Origin of the sequence: Arenimonas sp. (genome assembly GCF_035312645.1) — a bacterium.
Classification (GTDB): domain Bacteria; phylum Pseudomonadota; class Gammaproteobacteria; order Xanthomonadales; family Xanthomonadaceae; genus Arenimonas.
Window position 1 is genome coordinate 41296 of the sequence record NZ_DATGBO010000140.1, and the last position, 23237, is coordinate 64532.

Below are 23237 nucleotides of genomic sequence, written 5' to 3' on the forward strand. Positions count from 1 at the left end.
CACCGACGACACGACCATGCGCCTGCCCGTCCTGATGCTCGCTGCTGCCCTCCTGCCCCTGGCGGCCTGCCAGAAGCCCGCTACGCCTGTCGCCACCGTTGCTCCGCCCGCGACGGCCACGCCCGCCGCCGAACCCGCGAAGGCCGCCCTCGTGCACGATGAAAGCTCCTACGCCGAACCCGACAAGGTCGTGATCAAGAATCTGGCGCTCGATCTGGCCGTGGATTTCCAGAAGAAGATCCTCGCTGGCAGCGCCACGCTCGACCTCACCTGGAAAGACAGCGCCGCCACCGCGCTGGTGCTCGACACCCGCGAGCTCAAGATCGCCAAGGTCGAGGCCGGCGACGGCAAGACCTGGCAGGACGTGCCGTTTGAGCTCGCCGCGCCCGCGCCGATCTACGGCAGCAAGCTCACCATCACTCTGCCCAGCCAGATGCCGCAGGTGCGCATCAGCTACAGCACCTCGCCCGAAGCCAGCGGCCTGCAGTGGCTGACGCCGGCGATGACGCTGGGCAAGAAAACACCGTTCATGTTCAGCCAGTCCGAAGCCATCCACGCGCGCAGCTGGGTCCCGTTGCAGGACACCCCCGGCGTGCGCTTCACCTACAGCGCGCACATCACCACGCCGAGCAACGTGATGGCGGTGATGAGCGCCGACAACGATCCGAAAGCCGTGCGTGACGGCGACTACAGTTTCTCGATGCCGCAGGCGATCCCGTCCTACCTGCTGGCGATTTCCGCCGGCGACCTGGTGTTCCGCCCGATCAACGAACGTGCCGGCGTCTGGGCCGAGCCGGCGATGGCCGACAAGGCCGCGAAGGAATTCGAAGACACCGGCAAGATGATCGATACCGCCGAGAAGTTGTACGGCCCGTATCGCTGGGGCCGTTACGACATCCTCGTGCTGCCGCCATCGTTCCCGTTCGGCGGCATGGAAAATCCGCGCCTGACCTTCGCCACGCCGACCGTGATCGTCGGCGACAAATCCCTGGTCAGCCTGATCGCGCACGAACTCGCGCACAGCTGGTCGGGCAACCTGGTGACCAATTCGAGCTGGAAGGACATCTGGCTCAACGAAGGTTTCACCACCTACGTGCAGGACCGCATCGTCGAATCGCTTTACGGCGCCGATGCTTCCGACATGGAAAAAGTGATTGCGCAGCACGGCCTCGCCGAAGAGATCAAGGACATCAAGCCCGACGACCAGCTGCTCGCGCTGGCGCCGCTGACCGGTCGCGACCCCGATGACGCGCTGACCTCGATCGCCTACATCAAGGGCCAGTGGTTCCTCACCTTCCTCGAACAACGTTACGGCCGCGAAACCTTCGACGCCTTCCTGCGCAAGTGGTTTGATGATCACGCCTTCACCAGTCAGGACAGCGCTGAGTTCGAGCGCTTCCTTCATGCCGAGCTGATCGAGAAGAATCCCGGCAAGACCACGCCCGAGGAAATCAACGCCTGGCTGCACGGCCCGGGCATCCCGGCGTTCGCGACACCGGCGGCGTCGGCGCGTTTCGACAGCGTCGATGAAGATCGCACGCACTGGCTGGGCGGCCACATGAAGGCCGGCGATTTCGACACGTCCAAGTGGACCACGCAGGAATGGGTGCGCTTCCTCGAAGGCATGCCGGAAAAACTTTCCGCCGACCAGTTGACCGAGCTCGACGCGGCCTTCCATTTCACCGGTACGCCGAACGCCGAAATCGCCCAGCGCTGGTATCCGCTGACCATCCGCAGCGGCTACACGCAGGCGCGCCCGGCGATCTCGCAGTTCGTCAGCCGCATCGGCCGGCGCAAGCTGATCATGCCGATCTACACCGAACTGGCGAAGACGCCTGATGGCCTGGCATTTGCCCGCGGCGAGTTTGCCAAGGCGCGTGCGGCGTATCACCCGATCACGATCGCTTCGGTCGAAGCGGCGCTGGCCGACAAGAAGACGCCCTGATCGATGCGGAAGGGTCGCGTCGCGCTGGCGGTTTCACTGGGGCTGGCGCTGACGACGGTGGGCGTGGCGGTGACCATGCCCGAGCGCGTGCTCGATGCCGAGTTCGCGCGGCAGCGCTGGCTGGCCGGTGCCAGCCAGCACACGCTGCAGGTCGACGACCATCGCTGGAGTTACATCGAGGCGGGTCACGGGCCGCTGCTCGTACTCGTGCACGGCTTTACCGGCAGCAAGGAAAACTGGCTGCCGCTGATGCGCGAGTTGGCGAAGACGCATCGCGTCGTCGCACCCGACCTGCCCGGCTGGGGTGAGAGCGAACGCAAACCCGACGGCGACTATGGCCCCGGTGCGCAGGCGATTCGTCTTGCTGCCTTCCTGGCCGCGCTGAAGGAAAAACCCGCACTGCTGGTTGGTCATTCGATGGGCGGACAGATCGTCGGCCTGCTCGCGGCGCGGCGACCGGAATTGGTGACGCGCGTCGTGCTGATGTCGTCGGCCGGTGTGTTGTTTCATGAAAACGAATTCGGCCGCGAAGTCGTCGCTGGTCGCAACCCGTTCGAAGTGACCACGCGTGCGCAACTGCAGCGCTATCTCGGCATCGTCTTCACCGATCCGCCGTTCGTGCCCTGGCCGGCGAGTGAGGCGATGGTGCGCCGCCGCCGCGCCGACGTCGCCTTCGAACAGAAGGTGCTGGATGGTATCGGCCGCGGTCCCGAAGCCTTCGCACTGCAGGCCGAATTGCCGAACATCCAGGCGCCGGTGCTGCTGCTGTGGTGTCGCGATGACCGCGTGGTCGACGTCAGCGCCGCGGAAATTTTCCACCAAGGCCTGCATGACAGCCAGACCGTGTTGCTCGCCGGCTGCGGCCACATGCCGATGATGGCGCAGCCGGGCAATGTCGCGGAAGCGTTGAACGCGTTCGTGAAGTAGCCGGTCGCCAGCAAGCTGGCTCCTACAAATTACGAGCGCACGTAGGAGCCAGCTTGCTGGCGACCCTACAGAGCATTCGTCAACATCAAGGCTGCTCGCCTTTGCGCGACGCATCGCGCAGCGCGCGGAACGGGCTGTCTTCGCGATAATTCGGCCAGTCGCGGCTCATCGCCAGTTTCTTGCCGACGCCATACAGGGCGTTGAGGTCCTGCACGATGCCGCGCAGATCCCAGGCCGGATCGTAGTTGTCGCTGGCCTGGTGATAACGGTGCGCGGTGTAATCGGCGAGTACCGACAGGCCATAGTCGCGGCCTTTCTCGATATGGTCGGTGCCGCCTTTCGCGTACAGCGCCGGCACGCCAGCCTTGGCGAAACTGAAATGGTCGGAACGGAAGAACTGCCCTTTCTCCGGCGACGTTTCCGGCACCAGCACGCGGCCTTGCTTGTCGGTGATCGGACGCAGCACGGCATCGAGATCGGAATTGCCGAGGCCGACCACTACCAGATCGCGGGTCGGGCCAACCACGGGCATCGCGTCGATGTTCACCACCGCCACGGTTTTCGCCAGCGGCACCAGCGGATGCGCGACGTAATATTGCGAGCCGAGCAGCCCCGATTCCTCCAGCGTGACCAGCAGAAAGATCACGCTGCGTTCGGGTGCGGGCTTGAGCACGGTGAATTGCTCGGCGATTTCCAGCACGCCGGCGACGCCGGTGGCATTGTCGACCGCACCGTTGTAGATGTTGTCGCCGGGCTCGCCGGAGTGCGTGCCGAGGTGATCCCAGTGCGCGCTGTAGACGATGGCTTCATCGGGATATTTGCTGCCCGGCAGTTTCGCAACGACATTGCGCGAGGACGATTCCCGGATTGTGTTGTGCAATTGCGCGTCGAAGTGGGCATCGCCCAGCGGCAATGCATGGAAACCGCGCTTGCCGGCGGCGGCATACATGGTCGCGAGATCAAGCCCCGCACTCGCGAACATCGTCTGCGCCGCGGCGCCGCTGATCCAGCCCTGCATCGGCAGACGCGGCTGCGGGTCGTCTTCGCTGCGAAGGTCGAATTGCGCGCCGCTCCAGCTGCTCTTCACCACGTCCCAGCCGTAGCCGGCACCGGACGTATCGTGGACGATGATCGCCGCGGCGGCACCCTGGCGCGCGGCTTCTTCGAACTTGTAGGTCCAGCGGCCGTAATACGTCATGCGCCGGCCTTCGAACAGGTTTTCGTCGCCGGAATGGAAGCCGGGATCGTTGACCAGCATCACCACGGTCTTGCCGCGCACGTCGATGCCGGCGTAATCGTTCCAGCCCAGCTCCGGCGCATTGACGCCATAGCCGACGAAGACCATCGCGCTGTCGCGTACGGCGATATCGGCCTGGCCGCTACGGGTGTTGACGATGAGATCATCGCCAAAACGCAGCGCCTGCGATTTTCCGTGCTGCACGATCGCGAGCATGCTGTGCGCGACGTCAGCGGTAGTTTCGACCATTGGCACGGTCTGGAAATAGCTGTCGCCATTGCCCGGCTGCAGGCCTAGGCGCTGGAACTGCTCGCGCAGGTATTCGACGGTCTTGTCTTCGCCGGCGCTGCCTGGCGCGCGGCCGCCGAAATCATCGGAGGCGAGAACCTTTACGTGGGCCGCGAAATCCTCGGCGGAAATTTCCGGTCCGAAGGCGTGGCCGGCGCGTTCATTGGCCGAGACCAGCGACGCTTCGGTGATGTGCATGGCGCTTGGTTGGCAGCCGCAAAGGCCCAGTGCCAGCACCAGGCAGAACGAGGCTCGAATCATGCGGGTCTCCCACCGGCGAGACCCGCATTCTAAACGTACTGCCGCCGCTTACGGCCGTGCGGGCAGGGTATCGGTGTAAGGCTTGGCGGTTGCGCCGATGACCTTGCCGATCTTCGCGCTGGGATGCACGAACAATTCCACCTCGCGTTCGAAGCGCAACTCGCCATCGACTACGGCGTTCGGGCCAATCACCACGCGTGGCGTGCGCTGCTTGCCGAAGCTGATGTTGAAGCCGCCATTGTTCGGCTTCTCGACCAGGATGCCGCCGGCGACATGCGATTTCGCGCCGATGGTGATGTCGCCGTTGATCGTGTGCACGCGGCCGCCGACTTCGGTCTGCTGCACCAGGATGCCGCCGTTGACGGTGCTGATGTCGCCGCCAACGTGCGAGTTGAAGCCGACGCGGATGCCGCCGTTCACGGTTTCCAGATCCTTGCTCACCTGCACGCCAGCGCCAGCGGTGATGCCGCCGTTGACGGTGTTGGCGTTGTGCAGTTGCGCCTTGTCGTCGATGTCGATGCCGCCGTTGACGGTATCGGCGTCCTTGATCACGGCGCCGGTATCGATACTGATGCCGCCGTTGACCGTGCTCAGATCGCCGTAATTCTTGCCGGCTTCGGCGTGCACGCCGCCATTGATGCGGGAGGTGTCGTTGTCATCGTCGTCGTCATGGGCCTGGGCGCCGGTAACGGCGAGGCAGAGCGCGAGGGCGAGCAGGGTGCGGCGCATGGGGTGTCTCCGTTGAGGGTCGTGGCTCGGATGCCGGGGTTCGGGAAAAGGTTTACGGCCAGGGCAGGAAGCTTTTCTGGCGAACCCTTTCTAGGCCTGTTCGCTACAATCGTCCCGTGCCGAACGTCAGGAGTGCCCATGGCCCGCCCCAAACCCTTGCTGCTGCTGATTCTTGACGGTTGGGGCCACCGCATCGAACGCGCCGACAACGCCATCGCGCTGGCCGAAGTGCCGAACTGGCGCCGTCTGCTCGCCGATTATCCACACACGCTGGTGCATACCGAGGGCCGCCACGTCGGTCTGCCCGAGGGGCAGATGGGCAATTCCGAAGTCGGGCACATGAATATCGGTGCTGGCCGCATCGTCTATCAGGACCTGACCCGCATCGATGCGGCGATCGAAGACGGCAGCTTCTTCAGCAACCCGGAGCTGACCGCCGCCTGCGCCGGCGCGAAGGCGGCGAACCGTTGCCTGCATATCTTCGGCCTGCTCTCGCCGGGCGGCGTGCACAGCCACGAGACGCACGTGTTCGCGATGATCGAGCTCGCGCGCCGGCAAGGCGTTGCTGAAGTCGCCGTGCATGCCTTCCTCGACGGCCGCGACACGCCGCCAAAATCCGCGGAAGCCAGCCTGGCCGCCCTCACTGCTGCTTGCGCGAACGCCGGCAACGCGCGCATCGCGACCGTCAGCGGTCGCTATTACGCGATGGATCGCGACGCACGTTGGGAGCGCGTCGCGCCGGCGTACCTGGCGATCACCGAAGCGCAATCCGAGTTTCACAGCGCCGATGCGCTTACTGCACTGACAGCGGCTTATGCGCGTGGCGAGACCGACGAATTCGTCAAGCCGACGGTCATTGGTTCCGGTGCGAAATTCGCCGACGGCGACGCCGTGGTGTTCATGAATTTCCGCGCCGATCGTGCCCGCGAACTCACCGCTTGTTTCGTGCAACCGGATTTCGCCGGCTTCATGCGTCCACGCGCGATCGCGCTGTCGCGTTTCGTCTGTCTCAGCGAATACGACGCCCGCCTGCCGGCGGCGGTCGCCTATGCCTCCGAGGATCTGCGCAACACGTTGTCGGAAGTACTGGCGGCGAATCACCTCAGCCAGTTGCGCATCGCCGAAACGGAAAAATACGCGCACGTGACCTTCTTCCTCAGCGGCGGCCGCGAGCAACCCGAGGCCGGCGAAGATCGTCTGCTCATTCCCTCGCCGAAAGTCGCGACCTACGACCTGCAGCCGGAAATGAGCTGCCCGGAACTTACCGCCGCGCTCTGTGCCGACATCCGGGCGCAGCGCCACGACGTGATCATCTGCAACATCGCCAATCCCGACATGGTCGGGCATTCCGGCTTGCTCGACGCGGCGATCAAGGCAGCGGAAGCGGTGGACGTGGCGCTGGGAGAAATCCGCGCGGCGCTGCAGGAGGTCGGTGGCGAGATGATCGTCACTGCCGACCACGGCAATCTGGAAATGATGCGCGACCCGATTACCGGCGAGCCGCATACGGCGCATACGGTCGGTCCGGTTCCGCTGGTGTATGTGGGCCGCACCGGAAAAATGCGCGAGGGCGGTGCCTTGCGCGATATCGCTCCGACGATGCTCTACCTGCTCGGCCTCGCGATTCCCGTCGAGATGACCGGTCGCCCGCTGGTGGAGTTGGGCTGAGTGCGACGTTTTCTGCTGATCGCACTGTTGGCCCTGGCCGCGACATCGGCGCAGGCGCAGACGGCGGCGCAGCGCGCGCAGGATCAGGCCGCACAAAAACAATTGGCGCAGGTGCGCGGCGAGATCAAATCGCTCAGCGAAGAGCAGAAAAAGATCGAGGCCGACCGCGATACGGCCAACAGCGAGTTGCGCGCGGTCGACGGCAAGGTTGCGGGGTCGCAGCACGCGCTGCACGACACCGAGGCGCAGATCGCCGCACTGCAGGCGCAACTCAAGGATCTGCAGCAGAAGCAATTGGAGCTCGAGAGCAAGCTCAGCCGGCAACGCGAGGAGTTGGCGCGGCTGGTGCGTTCGGCCTATGCGCTGGGCAAGAGCGAACAACTGAAATTGTTGCTCGAGCAGGATCGGATGAGCGATCTCGCGCGCGTACTGGTCTATCACCGCTATTTCCAGCAAGACCGGCAACAACGCATCAGCGGGCTGACCGCTGAGCTGCAATCATTGGCCATCGTCGCCGACCAGGTGCGAGCGCAACAGCAGCAGCTCGAACTCGCCCGCGGCCGGCAACGCACGCAGCTGGGTGCGCTGGCAGCGCAGAAGCAGGAACGCGCCAAGCTGGTATCGACGCTGGCGGCGCAGGCGCGCGATCGCGGCCAGCAGATCGATGCGCTCGGTCGCGACGAAAAAAGCACCGTCGCCCTGCTCGAGCGCCTGCGCAAACTGATGGCGCAGATGCCGAAACCGAAACCGTTGCCGCCGCCGACGCATTCGACGCGTCCCAGCGGCGCGCGCCTGCCGCCGACGGTGGGCAATGCCGCGATTCCGACCGGCCCGATGAATCTGCCGCTGGCCGGTACCGTCCTAGCCGGCTACGGCGGCGTGATGCCGGATGGTCACACCAGCCAGGGCCTGCTGATCGCCGGTAACGCCGGCGCGGAAGTGCACGCGGTCAATGCCGGCCGCGTCGCCTATGCCGACTGGTTGAAAGGCTACGGCCTGCTGCTGATCATCGACCACGGCGGCGGCTGGATGACCTTGTATGCATTCAACGACGCGCTGCTGAAAAACACCGGCGACAGCGTCCGCGCCGGCGAAGCGATTTCCACGGTCGGCAGTTCCGGCGGACAGGGCCGGCCGGCGCTGTATTTCGAATTGCGCCGCAACGGCCAGCCGCAGGATCCGCGGAGTTGGCTGAAGAGGTAATCGGCGCGAACGAGGACGATCCCATGTCAGTCGAGAAGATCAATATTGCCGCCGAGTTACTGGATCGGGCGCTGGATCTTTATTTCCGGGGTGATTCCTACTTTTCGAGTCTCCACCTCGCAGGAGCGGCGGAGGAAATTCTTGGAAACTACGTCACAAGGCTTGGCGGAGAACCATCGTTCGAAAACACGAGATCCGTCGCTGTTGCTATCGCAGATCGATCCAACGACGGTGCAGAAACCATTACCCGAAGAAAAATGGCAGACACCATGAATCTGCCGAAAAACCGCACGAAGCATATGAATGCGTCGGGCGACGATTGCGTGTCATTTGATCCGAAGGAGGCGGCGAAGGACCTTCTGGATCGAGCGGTGTCTGATTATTATCAACTGATGAGCTATGTTTCCTTGGAGGAAACCGCACTGGTCAAGAGATTCAATCAAGAGATCATGCAACGCGGTGACCAAACATCGTGAGCGCTTTTGTATCGATCCAGCGATGAACTCACGCGCCGCGTTTTTTCCGCGCCAGCGCCGGCCGGAAACCGAACGCCATCACCACGCCGACCATGAATCCGGCCAGATGCGCCCACCAGGCGACGGCGCCGAACGAGGGGCCGACGAAAGTGAAAACCAATTGCAGCGCCGCCCACAAACCGATCAATAGCGCCGCCGGCGCGCGCACGAATTCCAGCCACAGGCCCATCGGCACGACGATGCCCAGGCGCGCATTCGGAAACAACACGAGATAGGCGCCGATCATTGCCGAGATGCCGCCGCTGGCGCCGACGATCACGCGGCCGGGGCTGTCCATCAGCAATGCCGCCGCGAAGTTGGCGAGCGCGCCGCCGATCAGAAACAGCGCGAGCAATCGCCAGGAGCCGAGTGCGCGTTCGGCCGGCACGCCGAAGATGATCAGGAACAAACCGTTGCTGATCAGATGCCAGAGACTGGCATGCACGAACAGCGCGGTGACCAGGTTGAGAAAGCGACCGTTGCGCCAGAGCAGGTGCCAGTCGGTCGGGTTCCCGGAGACCGCACCCCAGCGCTGCAGCAGCGCCTGGTGTTCGGCATCGCCGTGGCCCCAGGCCATCCAGACGTAGACGCCGATCGCGATCAGCGCGAGCAAGGGTGCCGCCCAGCGACGTTTCGGTTGCTTGCGCGTGGGCAGGTCGACGAACAGCATGCGGACGATCCTAGGGGCGGGGCAGCAGGTAGCGGCGGCCGTTGATGTCGAGCACGATGCCGTCGCGACGGATTTCCGAAACGATGTTGCCCGACAGGCTTGAACCTTCGGTGACGCGCTGGCCGTCGACGATCGCGAAACGCTGCGCCGGCGTCGCCGACCAGACATGCATGCTGATCTTGAGCGCGGGCAGAGCGCTGCGTTGCGCATCGTCGAGCGCGGCGATGTTCGGCAAGGCTTCGTCGGCATCGCTGTTGGTGGTCGCGGCGGATGTGGACGCCGACGGTGGAATGGGCGGCGGGAGTTGCGCGGAAGGCGTCGTGGACGGCGTGACCGGCGCTGCAGCCACCGTAGGAGCGGTCTTGGCCGCGACCAAGGCTGGCGCGGTCTCCGATCTTGCGGACGGGTCATCGTGACGCGTGGGCAGCGGCGCAGCGACAACTGTGGCTGCGGATGCCGGTGCCGGCTTCGGTTCCGTCAGTACCGGTATCGACGCGATCGATTCATCCGTCGCCGCGCCGGTCGCGCGCAGGTTCCACCAGACACCGGCCAGCAATGCGATCGCCGCGATCACGATCACCACCTGCCAGGTCTGGATCCCTCGTCGCGCCACGCGCGGGGTCACCATCGGCGATGGCGCGAACAGGTCGGGCGATTGTCCGCGCCGGCGTTCGGCTTCGGACTTGCGCAGGGCGTCGAGGATCAGCGACATCTCAGCGGACTCCCGTGTGCAGCGTCAGCCACAGCGCGACGATCGTCAGCGCGCCGAGACCGAGGCTCCAGCCGAACACGCGCCAGCGGCGTTCGCGCGCATCGATCGGCGGCAATACTTCGCGCGCGGCGAGATCGACCAGCGCTGCGTCGATGCGCCCGCGCCCGTGCACATAACCGGCGAGCAGGCTGCGCTCGCCGAGCACATTGAGCAGACGCGGCACGCCGCCGGACAGCGCATGCAATCGCCGCACCGCCGGCGCTTCGAAAGGAAATGCGCTCGCCCCGGCGATCGTCAGGCGATGGCGCAGATACGCCTCGGTTTCCTCGGGCGCCAGCGGCGTGAGGTGGTAGCGCGCGGTGATGCGTTGCGCCAGTTGCCGCAACGCCGGCCGCGACAAGGTGTCGCGCAGTTCCGGCTGGCCGAGCAGGACGATCTGCAGCAATTTCTGCGTCGGCGTTTCCAGATTGGTGAGCAGGCGGATCTGCTCCAGCGCTTCGCGCGACAATTCCTGCGCCTCGTCGACAATCAGCACCACGCGCAGCCCCTGCGCATACGCATCGAGCAAGTGCGCGTTGAGCGCATCGATTTCCATCTTCAGGCTGCGGCGTTTTCCGGGCAGATCGATATGCAGTTCTTCGCAGATCGTGGTCAGCAATTCCAGCGGCGTTTGTTTTGGATTGAGCACCAATGCCACGCGCACGTTCGCCGGCAGTTGTTCGAGCAGCAGGCGACAGAGCGTGGTCTTGCCGGTGCCGACCTCGCCGGTGAGCTGCACGAAACCGCCGCTGCCGCCCTGGCCGATGCCGTAAAGCAGATGCGCCAGCGCGTCGCGGTGGTGTTCGCTGAGGAACACGAAGCGCGGATCGGGCGTGATCGCGAAAGGCGGCTCGGCGAGGCCGTAATGTGTGAGGTACATGCGCCAAGAGTAGGGCATCCGCGCCAGCGGCCCAACCCGGCTCAGTGATGGAGCGTGATCGCCACGGCCAGGTGATCGGAACCGGCAGCGGGCAGCGCGCGATAGTCGGCGCTGCGGAAACCGGCGGTGAGGATATGGTCCAGCGCCCGGTCCGGCGCCCAGCTCGGAAAGCTCGGCGGGCAGTGATCCAGTGGCTGCAGCCGCGTGCGCCGATACAGCGAAGCCATTTCCGGCGCATCGACCGCGCAATTGAAATCGCCCATCAGCACGAGGCGTTTTTGTTCGGCGAGCAACTCGGCGAGAAAGGCCAGTTGCAGTTGTCGCGAGCGTGCGCCCAGCGACAGATGGGTGATGGCGAGTTGCCAGGCATCGTCGCCACTGCCGAAGTTGGCGATCAGCACGCCGCGCCCAGCGACGCGGCCGGGCAGGGCGTAGTCGAGCAGATCGTTCGGCGCCAGACGGCTGAGCAGGGCGTTGCCGCTGCCCGCGATGCGCGAAATGCGTCGGTTGGCCTGGTGGCTGAAAAACGGGAAGCCGCCGCGTTCGGCGAGGTAATCGCTCTGATTGCTGAAACCCGAGCGCAGACTGCCGGGGTCGCTCTCCTGCAGGCCGACGATGTCGAAGGGGCGGAACAGTTCGGCGAGGCTGTCGAGATTGGCGCGTTTGCCGTTGGGCAGGACATGCGACCAGCTGCGTGTCACGTACTCGCGGTAGGCGCGGGTGCTCGATCCGGCCTGGATGTTGCAGCTCAGCAGGCGCAACGACGTGGCGTCGGGCGATGGCATGGGGCATCCTCGCGCTCGATCGGGGCGGCCGCAAGCCCCGGGAAAAGAAAAAGGCCGCGATGCGGCCTTTTTCTCGAAACGGCAGACGAAGCGTTATGCCTTCTTGGCGGCCGGCTTCGTGACTGCCGGTTTGGCTGGAGCCACGGCGGCCGGCTTGGCCATCGCACGCTCGCGTGCAAGCAGGAAGTTGGTGGTGGTGAACATGTATTCCAGACCGCGATCCTGGCTGGCCAGCACGCGGTACTTGCCGGCGATGATCAGGGTCGGCGTGGCGTTGACGCCGGTGCGCACCGCGAACTGCTTGGCGCGGTTGAGCTTGGCGGTGACGGCGAAGCTGTTCATCGTCGCGAGGAATTTGTTGCGGTCCACGCCCATGGTGCCGTAGAGGTCGGCGATTTCCTCGAGGCTGCCGGTCTTGAGCACGTGGTCGATGTGGATCGCCTTGAACACCGCGTCGTGCGTGCGCGGCTGCACGCCCATGATCTCGGCGGCGAAGTAGGCGCGGGCGAAGCTGTCCCAGGCACCACCGAACACACCCGGCACGTATTCATAACGGACGTCGGCCGGCAGCTTTTTCTTCCAGGCATTCACCGACGGCTGGAAGTGCGCGCAGTGGATGCACATGTAGCTGAAAACTTCCGCGACTTCGATCTTGCCCTGGCCGTAGGTCGGCTGCGGCGTTTCGAGGATTTCGTAGTCGACGCCCAGACGCGGCTCGGCGTTGGCGGGGATCGCCGGCGGGGCTGGCGACTGCGCGCAGGCGATCAGGGGAACAAGCAGCAGCAGTGCGATCAGGGCGCGGCGGAACATGGAAATCTCCTGGGAAAGGGGCGAACCGGCGACACCATGCCGACGGTCGGCTGAATCGTGGCTGGCGCGCAAGCGGCGTGATCGGGAACTTTAACTGCGTTACTCGGCCTTGGCGGCGGCGCGGCTGTTGTGCAGGCCTTCGATGTACGTGGCCAAGCTCTGGATTTCCTCATCGCTGAGGTTGTGGGCGATGCCGCTCATGATCACGTTGGCATTGCCAGCCTTGCCCCAGACCTCGCCGCCGCGGAACGCCTGCAGCTTGGCGACCGTGTAACCGGCGTGCTGGCCGCCGATCGAGGGATAGGACGGGCCCGGATTGCCGCGACCGCTGGGGCCATGGCAGGCCATGCAGGCCGGGACGCCGGCTTCGGGCTTGCCGGCGCGGAAGATCGACTCGCCGACCTGGTAGAACTTGCGGCCCTGGTTCGGACCGGTCGCGATCTTGGTGTCGTCGGCGACGCCGGGCACGGCTTTCTGGGTCGCGAAATAGGCGCCGATGTCGCGCATGTCCTGCTCGCTCAGCGGCGCGCCCATGCCCATCATGATGGCGTTGTTGCGCTCGCCGCTCTTGAACATCTTCAGCTGGCGCCAGATGTAGCGCTCGTGCTGGCCGGCCAGGCGCGGGTATTGCGGATCGGAGGAATTGCCGTCGAGGCCGTGGCAGGCGGCGCAGGCGCCGGCCTTGGTCTGGCCGGCCTTGACGTCGCCGAAGGTCGCCGGCTTGGCATCGGCAGCCGCTGCCGCAGCGATGGCTGCGGCCGGGGCCGGCGCAGGATCGGGCAGTGGCGTTACCGTGGCGGCCTGTTGGGCGACGGCGGTCGTGACGAGCACGGCACTGGCCATACCGAGGATGCGCAAGAACTTCATGGATGAGCTCCGGACAGCTTGTTGCGGGGCATGCGCGGGCCGCATGCAAGGGCGCGATTATCCCAGTCCCGGCTGCGCGGGGTCAATGAAAGCCCGGTGCGTCGCCGGCTCGGGCGTTGCTCGGGAACGGCGCCGCGCCGCGCTCGCGTAAGATGCCGGCATGGCCAATCCTCTCGCCCAAGCCGAATTCCGCTTTTCCGCCGATGCGATCAAGCAGTTGCCGGTCGATACCGTCCTCGAGGTCGCGTTCGCCGGACGCTCCAACGCCGGCAAGTCCAGCGCCCTCAATGCCCTGACCCACCAGAAGTCGCTGGCGCGCACGTCCAAGACGCCGGGTCGCACGCAGCAACTGGTGTATTTCGAAGCCAAGCCCGAACGCTACCTGGTCGATCTGCCCGGCTACGGTTACGCCAAGGTGCCCGAGCAGGTGCGCCTGCACTGGCAGCAGTTCATCAACCAGTATTTCCAGGTCCGCGCTTCGTTGGCGGGCCTGATCGTGGTGATGGATGTCCGTCATCCGCTACGCGAATACGACCTGCAAATGCTCGATTTCGCCAAGAACCGCAGCCTGCCCGCGCACTGCCTGCTGACGAAATCCGACAAGCTCGGCCGCGGCCCGCAGGCCAAGACGCTGCTGGAAGTGCGCAAGGCTCTGGGCGGCGTCGCCACCGCGCAATTGTTTTCCGCCGAAACCAAGATCGGCATCGACGAAGCGCGCAAGGTCGTCGCTGGCTGGCTGCAGCTGTAGCACGCCGCACCGATCGCGCGATCAGAGGCTCACGCGGAATCCCGCAGCCGTGGATCCAGCCATCCGCGCAACGCGTCCACCATGAAGTTGATCACCACGATCGCCAGGCCGATCACCAGCACCACGCCCAGCACCAGCGTGTAGTCGCGGTTGAGTGCGCCCTGGACGAAGTAGCGGCCGATGCCGGGAATTCCGAACACCTGCTCGACCACCGCCGAACCGCTGACGACGTTGATCAGCGCCGGCGACAGCCAGGCGATCACCGGCAACAGTCCTGGCTTGAGCGCATGCGCGAACAACAATCGTGCTTCCGACAGTCCACGCCCGCGCGCCGCGCGCAGGTAATCGGCATCCAGCACTTCGAGCAGACTGGCGCGCGTGAGCCGCGCGCAGTACGCGAGGTTGGGCAGGGTCAGTGCGACGATCGGCAGCAACGCGCTGCGCCAGCCACCGTCCCAGCCACCGGCCGGCAACCAGCGCAGCGTCACCGCGAACACCAGGATCAGCAGCGGCGCGACCACAAATTTCGGCATCGCCAAACCCAGCCCGGCGCCGAACATCAGCAGGCGATCGCTCCAGCGCCCCGCGCGCAACGCCGCCCACACACCTAGCGGCATGCCCAGCAGCAGGGCCAGCAACAATGCGCAGCTGCCATTGATCAGCGACACCGGCAGACTCGAAGCGATCAATTCGTTGACGCGATAGTCGGGATACTGGAACGAAGGCCCGAGATCGCCGCGCACGACATCGCCCAGCCAGCGCGCGTATTGCTGCAGCAGCGGCTGGTCGAGCCGGTACTGCGCATCCAGCGCCGCCTGCACTTCAGGCGGCGCCGCTTTCTCGCTATCGAACGGCCCGCCGGGCGCGGCGTGCAACAGGAAAAAGCACAGCGTCGCGAGCAGCCAGAGCGTGAGCGCGGCTTCGAGAACGAGCAGGGCGATGCGCTTCATTGCGCGCCGCGCTCGCAGATGTCGCGATTGCCATCGCTCCTGCGGCATCGCCCCGTAGGAGCGATGGCAATCGCGACCACAGGAAAAATCACCGTCGCATCTCCACCAAGCGCAGAAACCGGCTCGCATGATGATCGAGCGCATTCGCCTCGAAACCCTGCACTTCCGGGCGCACCAGATGTTTCGATGTGTAGAAATACACCGGGATGATCGCCTGCTGCGTCAGTACGCGCGCTTCCGCCTGCTGCAACTTCTGTCCGCGCTGCTGCAGGTCGGGCGCGGCATCGGCGGCAGCGATCAGTGCATCGAAACCCGGATCATGCAGGCCGCTCCAGTTGGTGATCGAACCGGTTTCAAAATTGGCGAGAAAATTGCGCGCGTCGTTGACGTCGGCGATCCAGCCGCCGCGAAACGCCTGGGTGATCACACGCTGCTTGCGGTTGCCGACGAAGACTTTCCACTCCTCGTTGCGCAGCGTCACCTGCGCACCAAGCACCTCGCGCCACATCGCCGCGACCGCAAGGTTCATCCGGCGCAGCGGCGTCGAGGTGTTGTAACGCAGTTCGATCTGCAGCGGCTGCGCTTCGCCGTATCCCGCCTCGCGATAACGCTGCCGCGCCAGCGCTTCGCGCGCTGCCTGCGTGGCGCCTGCCCAAGGCAGCGACACCGGTCGATAGTCGGCGACGCCGGGTGGAATCAAACCGTAAGCAGGGCTTTCGCCGAGGCCAGTGATGTAGCGCGTGAGCTTGTCGCGATCGATCGCCAGCGACAACGCCTCGCGCAAGGCGGCGTTGCCGCGCAGTGGCGGCTTGTCGAGATTCAATCCGATCCACATCGCGCCAAGATATGGACTGATGCGCAGTTGCGTGCCGAAGCGCGGACGCAGCAGCGCCAGCGGCTGCGGCGGCACGGTCTCGGTGATATGCAGGTCGCCGGCCTCGAAGCGCTGCAATTCGCTGGCGGCGTCTTCTGTCACCAGATAGCGCACGTGTTCGATCGGCGCGACATCGCGGAACCAGGCGTTGCGCAGCAGGCTCACCTGCGCCTGCGGCCGCCAGTCCTCCAGGCGATAAGCGCCATTGCTGACCAGATTTCCGGGGCGCGTGTGTTGCGCGCCGAATTTCTCCAGCGCCGGCAGATACACCGGATACGCGATCGGCAACAGCAGCAACTGCGGCAACGCGACGCTGCGGGTGATGCGGAACACCACTGTGCGCGGATCCGGCGAGGTTATGCCCAATCGTTCCGGCGGCAATTTCCCCTGCTGCACCGCTTCGGCATTTTCGATCGCGGTGAAATGCACGGCGAAAGGTGCAGCGGTCGCCGGCGCGAACGCGCGCCGAAAACTCGCGACGATCTGCGTGGCAGTCAAGGCCTCGCCGTTCGACCAGCGCAAGCCATTGCGCAGATGAAAAATCCATTCGCGGCCGTCGCCCGACAGCTCCCAGCGTTCGGCCATGCCGGGAATCAGCTGGCCTTTTGCATCTTCCGTGACCAGGCCTTCGTAAAGGTCGCGCAGGATGTTGCCGCAACTCACTTCCGGGCAGCGATGCGCGTCGAGTGTCGACGGCTCCGGGCCGTTGCCGCGCAGCAGCGTCTGCGCCGTGGCGGTGGCGGAAATCGCCAGCAGCAACGCCAGCAGCAAGCCGATCGCAGGCAACGGGTACACTCGGGGCGGGGTGATCGCTGGCAAACGGGCTCCTGCCGTGACGAAGGTTTCGGCCGGGGCGACCGTCGCCTTGCGATTGTAGGGCCTCGCCCCCAACTAACGTATCCATCTTGAAGAGGGCGCGCCCGTGTCCGGTCCGAGCAACGTCAAAGAGCTTCCCATCGCCAGCAAGCAACAGCTGGTCGAGTTTCACGCCTCCGGCGCCCGCCCGCGCGAGCAGTGGACCATCGGCACCGAGCATGAAAAATTCGGCTTCCGTCTCGACGACCTGCGCCCGCCGACCTATGAAGGCGAGCGCGGCATCGAAGCGATGCTGCGCGGCCTCACCCGTTTCGGCTGGCAGCCATACGAAGAGAAGGGCAAGGTCATCGCGCTGCTGCGCGATGGCGCCTCGGTGACGCTGGAGCCGGCCGGGCAGTTCGAACTCTCCGGCGCGATGCTCAAGAACGTGCACGAAACCTGCTGCGAAACCATGCAGCATCTGCAGGAAGTGAAAACTGTCGCCGAAGAACTCGGGCTCGGTTTTCTCGGCATGGGATTCCAGCCGAAATGGCGTCGCGACGAAATGCCGTGGATGCCCAAGGGCCGCTACCAGATCATGCGCGACTACATGCCCAAGGTCGGCGGTCTCGGCCTCGACATGATGACGCGCACTTGCACCGTGCAGGTCAATCTCGACTTCGCTTCCGAAGCCGACATGGTGAAGAAATTCCGCGTGTCGCTGGCGCTGCAGCCGATCGCCACCGCGCTGTTCGCCGATTCGCCGTTCACCGAGGGCAAGCCGAACGGTTACCTCAGCTATCGCTCGCATATCTGGACCGACACCGATCCCGACCGTACCGGCATGCTCGATTTCGTCTTCGAGGACGGCTTCGGCTTCGAGCGCTACGTCGACTACCTGCTCGACGTGCCGATGTATTTCACCTATCGCGACGGCGAGTACATCGACTGCGCCGGCCGCAGCTTCAAGGATTTCCTCGCCGGCAAATTGCCCAATCTTCCCGGCGTATTGCCGACGATGAAGGACTGGGGCGACCACATGACCACGGCGTTTCCGGAAGTGCGCCTGAAGAAATATCTGGAGATGCGCGGCGCCGACGGCGGCCCGTGGAATCGCCTGTGCGCGCTGCCGGCATTTTGGGTCGGATTGCTCTACGACGATGTCGCGCTGGATGCGGCCTGGGATCTGGTCAAGGATTTCACCATGGCCGAACGCAATGCCCTGCGCGACAACGTGCCGAGGCTTGGCTTCAAGGTGCCGCATCGTGGCGGCACGCTGCGCGATATCGCCATCGAGGCATTGAAGATTTCTGGCCAGGGCCTGGCGCGGCGCAATCGCCTCAACCGCACCGGCGCCAGCGAAGCTGTGTTCCTCGAACCGCTGATCGAATTCGCGATGGCCAACCAGACCCCGGCCGAACGCAAGCTCGCGCTCTATCACGGCGAATGGGGCGGATCGGTGGATCCGCTGTTTCGCGAATTCGCATATTGATGGGCGCGTAGGAGCAATGTAGGAGCGACGCAAGTCGCGACATCCCATCAGCGCCAAAGACATCGCGACTTGCGTCGCTCCTGCAGGGGTAAAAAAGACGACCGATCTACGGTAAGTTGTACGCAACGCCCGCCGCGAGAATCCGCCGCATGCCGTTGCCCGCCGCCCCCGTCGACGATAGCCAGCGCGAGATCGATTTTCCGGTCACCGACGAGCCATTGCGCGAGGATGTCGGTCGGCTCGGTGCGCTGGTCGGCGAAATTCTCTCCGAACAGGTCGGCGCGGATTTTCTCGCCGAGGTCGAACGCATCCGCAAGGCGGCGATCGCGCGTCGCGAGAGCGATGGTGGCGTCGAGGTGCTCGCGCAACAACTGAGCCATCTGCCGCTGGCGCGCGCCGAGGATCTGGTACGCGCGTTCGCGACGTATTTTTCCGCGGTCAATCTCGCCGAGCTCGTGCATCGCATCCGCCGCCAGCGCGATTACCAGCGTGCCGGCGCCAGCGCGCAACCCGGTGGTCTGCGCGAGGTCGCGGCGGCACTGCGTGATGCAGGCGTCGATGCCGACGAATTGCGCGCAGCGCTCGCCGACTGCCTGGTGCAGCCGGTGTTCACCGCGCATCCGACCGAAGCGGTGCGACGGGCATTGCTGGAAAAGGAGCGCATGATCGTCCGCGCCCTGGTCGCGGGTTTCGACGAGCAACGCACGCCGGCCGAGCGCCGCGCCGATCTTGCGATCATTCGCACCGCATTGACTGCCGCCTGGCAGACCGAGGAATCGGCGCCGGAAAAGCCGACCGTCGCCGACGAGCTTGAGCATGTCAGTTTCTATCTGACCGAAGTGCTGTACCGGATCCTGCCGGTCTTCCACGAAATATTCGAGGATGCGCTCGGCGAAAATTTTCCCGGCGTCGCATCACCCGACGGACTGCTGCGCTTCGGCTCCTGGGTCGGCGGCGACATGGACGGCAATCCCAACGTCGGCGCGGAAACCATCGCGGCGACGCTGGCCACGCAGCGCGCGCTGGTGCTGGCTGCGTATCGCGCCGATCTGCGCAACCTCGCGCAATTGCTGAGCCAGTCGGCGACGCGGGTGGCGATTTCCGCGGCGGTGCTGGCACGGATCGACGACTACCGCGCGCTGCTGCCGCCGGAAACGCGGCCACGACCGCGTTGGCAGGACATGCCCTATCGCGCGCTGCTCGATCTGATCGTGCAACGCCTGCGTGCGACGGAGGCCGGTCTTGCATCGGGCTACGGCAATGCCGCGGAATTCACCACCGACCTCGAACTGATCGGCGACAGTCTGCGCAGCCATCACGGTGAACAGGCCGGCTGGTTTGCGCTGCGTCGTGTATTGCGGCGCGCGCGCTGCTTCGGATTTCATCTGGCGACGCTGGATGTGCGCCAGGATTCGCGCCAGCACGACATCGCGTTGGCGGCCTTGTTTGCTGATGCCGGCTATGCGGCGCGCGATATCGAGCAGCGGCTGGCATTGCTGCGGCCATTGCTTCTGGCGAATGCGTGCGTCTCCGCGGCTGACGCGCCGGCTGCTGTCGCGACACTGGCGGTGTTCCGCACGATGGCGGCGTCGTTGCCGCGCTACGGGCGCGTCGCCTTCGGCCTTTACATCATCAGCATGAGCCGCAGCGCCGCCGACGTATTGGCCGTGCTCGCGCTTGCGCGGCTGGGCGGATGCGTCGATGGCGATGGCGCGGTGCCGCTGGACATCGCGCCGCTGTTTGAAACCGTCGCCGACCTGCAGGCATCGCAGGATGTCTTGCGCACCTTGTTTGCCGAGCCAGCGTATCGCGATCACCTCGCGCGCCGCGGCGGTGTGCAGTGGGTGATGCTCGGCTATTCCGACAGCGCCAAGGACGGCGGCCTGATCGCCTCGCGCTGGGCGCTGCAGCGCACGCAGGTGGAGTTGACTGAACTGTCTGCGCAGGCCGGCATCGTCATCCGCTATTTTCATGGCCGTGGCGGTTCGGTGTCGCGCGGCGGCAGCAAGACCGAACGCGCGGTGATCGCGGCGCCGCGTGGATCGATCAACGGCGTGCTGCGCGTGACCGAACAGGGCGAAGTCATCCATCGCAAATACGGCATCCGCGCGATCGCGCTGCGCAATCTCGAACAGGCCGCCGGTGCGGTGCTGCGCGCGACGCTGCGGCCACGCGCAGCGGAGCCACGCGAGGTGCGCTGGCGCGAAATCGTCGCCGTCATGGCCGAAGTCGCGCGCGGTCATTACCGCGGCCTCGTCTACGACACGCCGGAATTCCCGGAGTACTTCCGTGCGGCGACGCCGATCGACGTGATCGAGCGGCTGCGCATCGGTTCGCGGCCATCACGACGCGGCGGCAGTGGTGGCGTCGACAGCCTGCGGGCGATTCCCTGGGTGTTTTCGTGGTCGCAGAATCGTGCCGGCCTGACGGCGTGGTATGGCGCCGGCACCGGCTTGAGTGCGGCGATCGCCGAACACGGCCTGGCGACGATCCAGGAAATGGCAAGCGACTGGCCGTTCCTGGTGATGATGCTCGACGACCTGGAAATGGTGCTGGCGAAATCCGACATGGCGATCTTCGAGCGCTACTCGCAGCTCGCCGGCCCGCTGCACGCACAACTGTATCCACGCATCGCCGAAGAATTTTCGCGTACCCGCGAAGCGTTGCTGATGATCAAGGGGCAGACCGGGTTGCTTGAGGGCGATCGCAGATTTCGCCGTTCGATCCGCCTGCGCAATCCCTATGTCGATCCGATCAGCCTGCTGCAGGTCGATCTGCTTGCACGTTGGCGCGAGGCCGGTCGGCCAGAAGATGCCTTGTTCGCCGCGTTGGTGGCGACGGTGAACGGGATCGCGGCCGGCGTGCAGAACACCGGCTGACGATGGCCTACGCAGTCGGCGCTTTCGTCAACTGCGCTTCCACACGCTTGAGCTGGCTCAGCCAATCGGCATTCATCTTTTTCGAATAGCGCGGCATGCGCTGGGCGAGCTTGAGGCTTTCGGCGACCAGCGTGCGGGCGCGTTCGCGATCGTTCCAGGCCAGCAGGATGGCGGCGTAGCAGGCGCGGGCTTCGAGACCGGCGTAGTAGCCGACCAGTACTTCGAATTCCTCGCGCGCCTTGCTGCGTTCATCGAGTGCGGCCAGTGCGCGGGCGTAGGTCAGGTGACCTTCCGGCGATTTGAACGTGGGCTGGTCACGAATCAATGCTTCGAGCAGACCGCGCGCTTCGCCGGGATTGCCCGATTCGACCAGGGCATGCGCGAGCCGCACCTGGATCTGCGGGTCCTTCGCGTAAATGCCCTGCATCACCTCGTGGTATTGCACCACGGCTTCGGAGGCGCGATCGGCATTGAGCAACGCATCGGCCAGACGCAGGCGGTGTTCGGGCGTGGCGGCGACTTCCAGCGACTCCTGCGCCGCGCGCAATTCGCGGCTTGGATCGAGCAGGCGGGTGACGCCGCGTACGACCTGCTGGCCCTGGCGGGTATTGCGCGCATCCGGCAACCAGATCGTCAGTGCGTAGACGAGGCTGCCCAGCCCCGGAAACGCGAACAGTATCCATAGCCAGTAGCGATCCTGGCCGCTGCGCACGGCATGCGCGGCGAAGAAGATCGCGATGATGATGTGCAGTCCGAGTCCGGCGATGGGCATGCGACCTCCAGATGAGGCCGCCATTGTCATCCAAGCCGGGCGATTTCGCAGCCCGTAGCTGGTTGTCGCGATCAGCCGGCGCTGACGTCGCGCAGCTGCCAGTGCGAGCCAGCCAGCCAGCGCAGACGCATCTTGAACAGATCGCCGGGAAGGCGGGTGGTGACAACGAGATCGATCGCCAGGTCCCGCTGCGAGCCGACTACCGTGGCCTGCGGATCGGTTGCGCCGAGACCGGGCTCGACGCCTTCGGGATCGTCCTGCTGGTCGCGCCAGCGATCGAACAGCGCGGTCGTGCGCAGCGCCTGCTCGAGTTCCGTGGCCAGCTCGCCAGCGCTTTCGCTGCGGAACGCGAGGGCGTCGTCGTTGCCGCGGGCGAGCGCGGGGTTGGGCAGGCGGATGTAGTAACGGGTGGCCATGGTGTTCTCCGGCGTGGCGATCATGAGGCGGGCGGACCGCAGGCCGACACTCTAACCGCCATTGCCGTGACGGGCATGTCCTCGCGGCACGGAGTTCTACCTTGCTCAGTGCGGCGCATTCGCGTCGGTGAATTCGCTCAGCGTCGCGCAATACCAATCGGCAACGCGGACAGGGCCTGCATCGCCGGCGCGGAAAGAATCGCCGGGTCGGCGATCACTGCCTGTGCGAAGGCGAAGGCATCGTTGCCCCAGAACAGTTCGCCATCGACGCTGAGCGTCGGGACGCCGAACACGTTTTCGGCGACGGCCCGCTCGAAATTGTCGCGCAGCGCATTCTTCACTTCCGCGGCGGCCAAAGCCTGCGTGGGATCGGCGACGCCCAGCGCCGCCGCCAGCGGCGCGATTGCCTCGAGGCTGTCGGCGGCACGGCCTTCGGCCCAGAGCCAGTGGAAGATTGCGTCGATCGCTTCCGCCGAATTGCCGGCGGCAAGACAAAGCCGCAGCGCTGGCAACGGATTGAACGGATGCGTCGGCGGAAATTTCAGCGGCAGATCTTGCTGCTGCGCCTGCCAGAGCACATGACGATAGGTGAAAAGCCGCTTGCCGGGGATTTCCGCGGGGCCCTTGTTGCCGTTGCGATCGAGCAGGCCGGCGAACAGGATCGGCATGAAGTCGACGCGCTGCCGCGCCGCGAGTGCGCGCACCTTCGGCCATTGCAGGTAGGCGAACGGCGAGATGAAATCGAAGTACCAGCGGATGTTCACTCGCCGTCTCC

General features: G+C 65.2%; 21 protein-coding genes. 8 read left to right on the forward strand and 13 right to left on the reverse strand.

Annotation, left to right across the window (positions count from 1 at the left end; translation table 11 throughout):
- The first annotated feature begins 16 nt into the window (after positions 1–16).
- The gene (locus VKM35_RS12605; RefSeq protein ID WP_324321381.1) at positions 17–1945 is read left to right on the forward strand and encodes a M1 family metallopeptidase; all 1929 of its coding nucleotides are present in this window, start codon (positions 17–19) and stop codon (positions 1943–1945) included.
- 3 nt (positions 1946–1948) lie between these two features.
- Positions 1949–2872 carry an alpha/beta fold hydrolase gene (locus VKM35_RS12610; protein WP_324321383.1) on the forward strand — a complete coding sequence of 308 codons (924 nt, stop codon included), beginning with the start codon at positions 1949–1951 and terminating at the stop codon, positions 2870–2872.
- A gap of 85 nt (positions 2873–2957) precedes the next feature.
- Here the strand turns inward: VKM35_RS12610 and VKM35_RS12615 are convergent, their stop codons facing one another.
- On the reverse strand, positions 2958–4658 hold the full coding sequence (locus VKM35_RS12615) for a M28 family metallopeptidase (protein ID WP_324321385.1): 1701 nt from the start codon (positions 4656–4658) through the stop codon (positions 2958–2960).
- A 48-nt stretch (positions 4659–4706) separates the two neighbouring features.
- A complete protein-coding gene (locus VKM35_RS12620; RefSeq protein WP_324321387.1) occupies positions 4707–5387 on the reverse strand; it encodes a hypothetical protein in 681 nt (226 codons plus the stop codon).
- A 138-nt stretch (positions 5388–5525) separates the two neighbouring features.
- Between VKM35_RS12620 and gpmI the strand changes: the two genes are divergently transcribed.
- The 3 genes from gpmI to VKM35_RS12635 are packed head-to-tail and all read left to right on the forward strand — an operon-like array spanning position 5526 to position 8734.
- Entirely contained in the window at positions 5526–7055 is a 1530-nt protein-coding gene (gpmI, locus tag VKM35_RS12625; protein WP_324321389.1) for a 2,3-bisphosphoglycerate-independent phosphoglycerate mutase, read from the forward strand.
- On the forward strand, positions 7056–8258 hold the full coding sequence (locus VKM35_RS12630) for a murein hydrolase activator EnvC family protein (RefSeq protein WP_324321391.1): 1203 nt from the start codon (positions 7056–7058) through the stop codon (positions 8256–8258).
- Positions 8259–8281: 23 nt separating this feature from the next.
- Positions 8282–8734 (forward strand): hypothetical protein, encoded by a 453-nt coding sequence (locus tag VKM35_RS12635; protein ID WP_324321393.1) that lies wholly within the window; start codon positions 8282–8284, stop codon positions 8732–8734.
- Between the two features lie 28 nt (positions 8735–8762).
- Here the strand turns inward: VKM35_RS12635 and VKM35_RS12640 are convergent, their stop codons facing one another.
- The 6 genes from VKM35_RS12640 to VKM35_RS12665 all read right to left on the reverse strand — a co-directional run bounded on the left by VKM35_RS12640 (position 8763) and on the right by VKM35_RS12665 (position 13536).
- Positions 8763–9440 carry a rhomboid family intramembrane serine protease gene (locus VKM35_RS12640; protein WP_324321431.1) on the reverse strand — a complete coding sequence of 226 codons (678 nt, stop codon included), beginning with the start codon at positions 9438–9440 and terminating at the stop codon, positions 8763–8765.
- Positions 9441–9453: 13 nt separating this feature from the next.
- On the reverse strand, positions 9454–10155 hold the full coding sequence (locus tag VKM35_RS12645; protein ID WP_324321395.1) for a general secretion pathway protein GspB: 702 nt from the start codon (positions 10153–10155) through the stop codon (positions 9454–9456).
- 1 nt (position 10156) lies between these two features.
- A complete protein-coding gene (locus tag VKM35_RS12650) occupies positions 10157–11074 on the reverse strand; it encodes an ExeA family protein (RefSeq protein WP_324321396.1) in 918 nt (305 codons plus the stop codon).
- A 41-nt stretch (positions 11075–11115) separates the two neighbouring features.
- Positions 11116–11859, reverse strand: coding sequence for an endonuclease/exonuclease/phosphatase family protein (locus VKM35_RS12655; protein ID WP_324321398.1), 744 nt, complete (start codon positions 11857–11859; stop codon positions 11116–11118).
- A gap of 93 nt (positions 11860–11952) precedes the next feature.
- On the reverse strand, positions 11953–12669 hold the full coding sequence (locus VKM35_RS12660; RefSeq protein ID WP_324321400.1) for a thiol:disulfide interchange protein DsbA/DsbL: 717 nt from the start codon (positions 12667–12669) through the stop codon (positions 11953–11955).
- 99 nt (positions 12670–12768) lie between these two features.
- On the reverse strand, positions 12769–13536 hold the full coding sequence (locus tag VKM35_RS12665) for a c-type cytochrome (RefSeq protein WP_324321402.1): 768 nt from the start codon (positions 13534–13536) through the stop codon (positions 12769–12771).
- Between the two features lie 160 nt (positions 13537–13696).
- On the opposite strand from VKM35_RS12665, the gene yihA reads away from it, so the two are divergent.
- Positions 13697–14284: a ribosome biogenesis GTP-binding protein YihA/YsxC gene (gene yihA / locus VKM35_RS12670; protein WP_324321403.1), complete on the forward strand. Its 588-nt coding sequence runs from the start codon at positions 13697–13699 to the stop codon at positions 14282–14284.
- Positions 14285–14313: 29 nt separating this feature from the next.
- On the opposite strand, the gene VKM35_RS12675 is transcribed toward yihA, so the two are convergent.
- Both VKM35_RS12675 and VKM35_RS12680 read right to left on the reverse strand, forming a co-directional pair.
- A complete protein-coding gene (locus tag VKM35_RS12675) occupies positions 14314–15234 on the reverse strand; it encodes an ABC transporter permease (RefSeq protein ID WP_324321404.1) in 921 nt (306 codons plus the stop codon).
- Positions 15235–15322: 88 nt separating this feature from the next.
- Complete coding sequence (locus VKM35_RS12680) at positions 15323–16894, reverse strand: peptide ABC transporter substrate-binding protein (RefSeq protein ID WP_324321406.1); 1572 nt, start codon at positions 16892–16894, stop codon at positions 15323–15325.
- Positions 16895–17030: 136 nt separating this feature from the next.
- Here VKM35_RS12680 and VKM35_RS12685 point away from each other — a divergent pair, with 136 nt between their 5' ends.
- Both VKM35_RS12685 and ppc read left to right on the forward strand, forming a co-directional pair.
- A complete protein-coding gene (locus VKM35_RS12685; RefSeq protein ID WP_324321408.1) occupies positions 17031–18395 on the forward strand; it encodes a glutamate--cysteine ligase in 1365 nt (454 codons plus the stop codon).
- A gap of 149 nt (positions 18396–18544) precedes the next feature.
- Entirely contained in the window at positions 18545–21274 is a 2730-nt protein-coding gene (ppc, locus tag VKM35_RS12690) for a phosphoenolpyruvate carboxylase (RefSeq protein WP_324321410.1), read from the forward strand.
- A 7-nt stretch (positions 21275–21281) separates the two neighbouring features.
- Here the strand turns inward: ppc and VKM35_RS12695 are convergent, their stop codons facing one another.
- The 3 genes from VKM35_RS12695 to VKM35_RS12705 all read right to left on the reverse strand — a co-directional run bounded on the left by VKM35_RS12695 (position 21282) and on the right by VKM35_RS12705 (position 23226).
- The gene (locus VKM35_RS12695) at positions 21282–22046 is read right to left on the reverse strand and encodes a tetratricopeptide repeat protein (protein ID WP_324321411.1); all 765 of its coding nucleotides are present in this window, start codon (positions 22044–22046) and stop codon (positions 21282–21284) included.
- 71 nt (positions 22047–22117) lie between these two features.
- Entirely contained in the window at positions 22118–22486 is a 369-nt protein-coding gene (locus VKM35_RS12700) for a hypothetical protein (protein WP_414636658.1), read from the reverse strand.
- A gap of 113 nt (positions 22487–22599) precedes the next feature.
- Entirely contained in the window at positions 22600–23226 is a 627-nt protein-coding gene (locus tag VKM35_RS12705; RefSeq protein ID WP_324321412.1) for a 2-hydroxychromene-2-carboxylate isomerase, read from the reverse strand.
- Positions 23227–23237: the final 11 nt, after the last annotated feature.

What these genes read in the sequence shown, in the direction of transcription:
- VKM35_RS12605 (WP_324321381.1), top strand. Translation starts at nt 17, where the DNA reads ATGCGCCTGCCCGTCCTGATGCTCGCTGCTGCCCTCCTGCCCCTGGCG.
- VKM35_RS12610 (WP_324321383.1), top strand. Translation starts at nt 1,949, where the DNA reads ATGCGGAAGGGTCGCGTCGCGCTGGCGGTTTCACTGGGGCTGGCGCTG.
- VKM35_RS12615 (WP_324321385.1), bottom strand. Translation starts at nt 4,658, where the DNA reads ATGATTCGAGCCTCGTTCTGCCTGGTGCTGGCACTGGGCCTTTGCGGC.
- VKM35_RS12620 (WP_324321387.1), bottom strand. Translation starts at nt 5,387, where the DNA reads ATGCGCCGCACCCTGCTCGCCCTCGCGCTCTGCCTCGCCGTTACCGGC.
- gpmI (WP_324321389.1), top strand. Translation starts at nt 5,526, where the DNA reads ATGGCCCGCCCCAAACCCTTGCTGCTGCTGATTCTTGACGGTTGGGGC.
- VKM35_RS12635 (WP_324321393.1), top strand. Translation starts at nt 8,282, where the DNA reads ATGTCAGTCGAGAAGATCAATATTGCCGCCGAGTTACTGGATCGGGCG.
- VKM35_RS12645 (WP_324321395.1), bottom strand. Translation starts at nt 10,155, where the DNA reads ATGTCGCTGATCCTCGACGCCCTGCGCAAGTCCGAAGCCGAACGCCGG.
- VKM35_RS12650 (WP_324321396.1), bottom strand. Translation starts at nt 11,074, where the DNA reads ATGTACCTCACACATTACGGCCTCGCCGAGCCGCCTTTCGCGATCACG.
- VKM35_RS12655 (WP_324321398.1), bottom strand. Translation starts at nt 11,859, where the DNA reads ATGCCATCGCCCGACGCCACGTCGTTGCGCCTGCTGAGCTGCAACATC.
- VKM35_RS12660 (WP_324321400.1), bottom strand. Translation starts at nt 12,669, where the DNA reads ATGTTCCGCCGCGCCCTGATCGCACTGCTGCTGCTTGTTCCCCTGATC.
- VKM35_RS12665 (WP_324321402.1), bottom strand. Translation starts at nt 13,536, where the DNA reads ATGAAGTTCTTGCGCATCCTCGGTATGGCCAGTGCCGTGCTCGTCACG.
- yihA (WP_324321403.1), top strand. Translation starts at nt 13,697, where the DNA reads ATGGCCAATCCTCTCGCCCAAGCCGAATTCCGCTTTTCCGCCGATGCG.
- VKM35_RS12675 (WP_324321404.1), bottom strand. Translation starts at nt 15,234, where the DNA reads ATGAAGCGCATCGCCCTGCTCGTTCTCGAAGCCGCGCTCACGCTCTGG.
- ppc (WP_324321410.1), top strand. Translation starts at nt 18,545, where the DNA reads ATGCCGTTGCCCGCCGCCCCCGTCGACGATAGCCAGCGCGAGATCGAT.
- VKM35_RS12695 (WP_324321411.1), bottom strand. Translation starts at nt 22,046, where the DNA reads ATGCCCATCGCCGGACTCGGACTGCACATCATCATCGCGATCTTCTTC.
- VKM35_RS12700 (WP_414636658.1), bottom strand. Translation starts at nt 22,486, where the DNA reads ATGATCGCCACGCCGGAGAACACCATGGCCACCCGTTACTACATCCGC.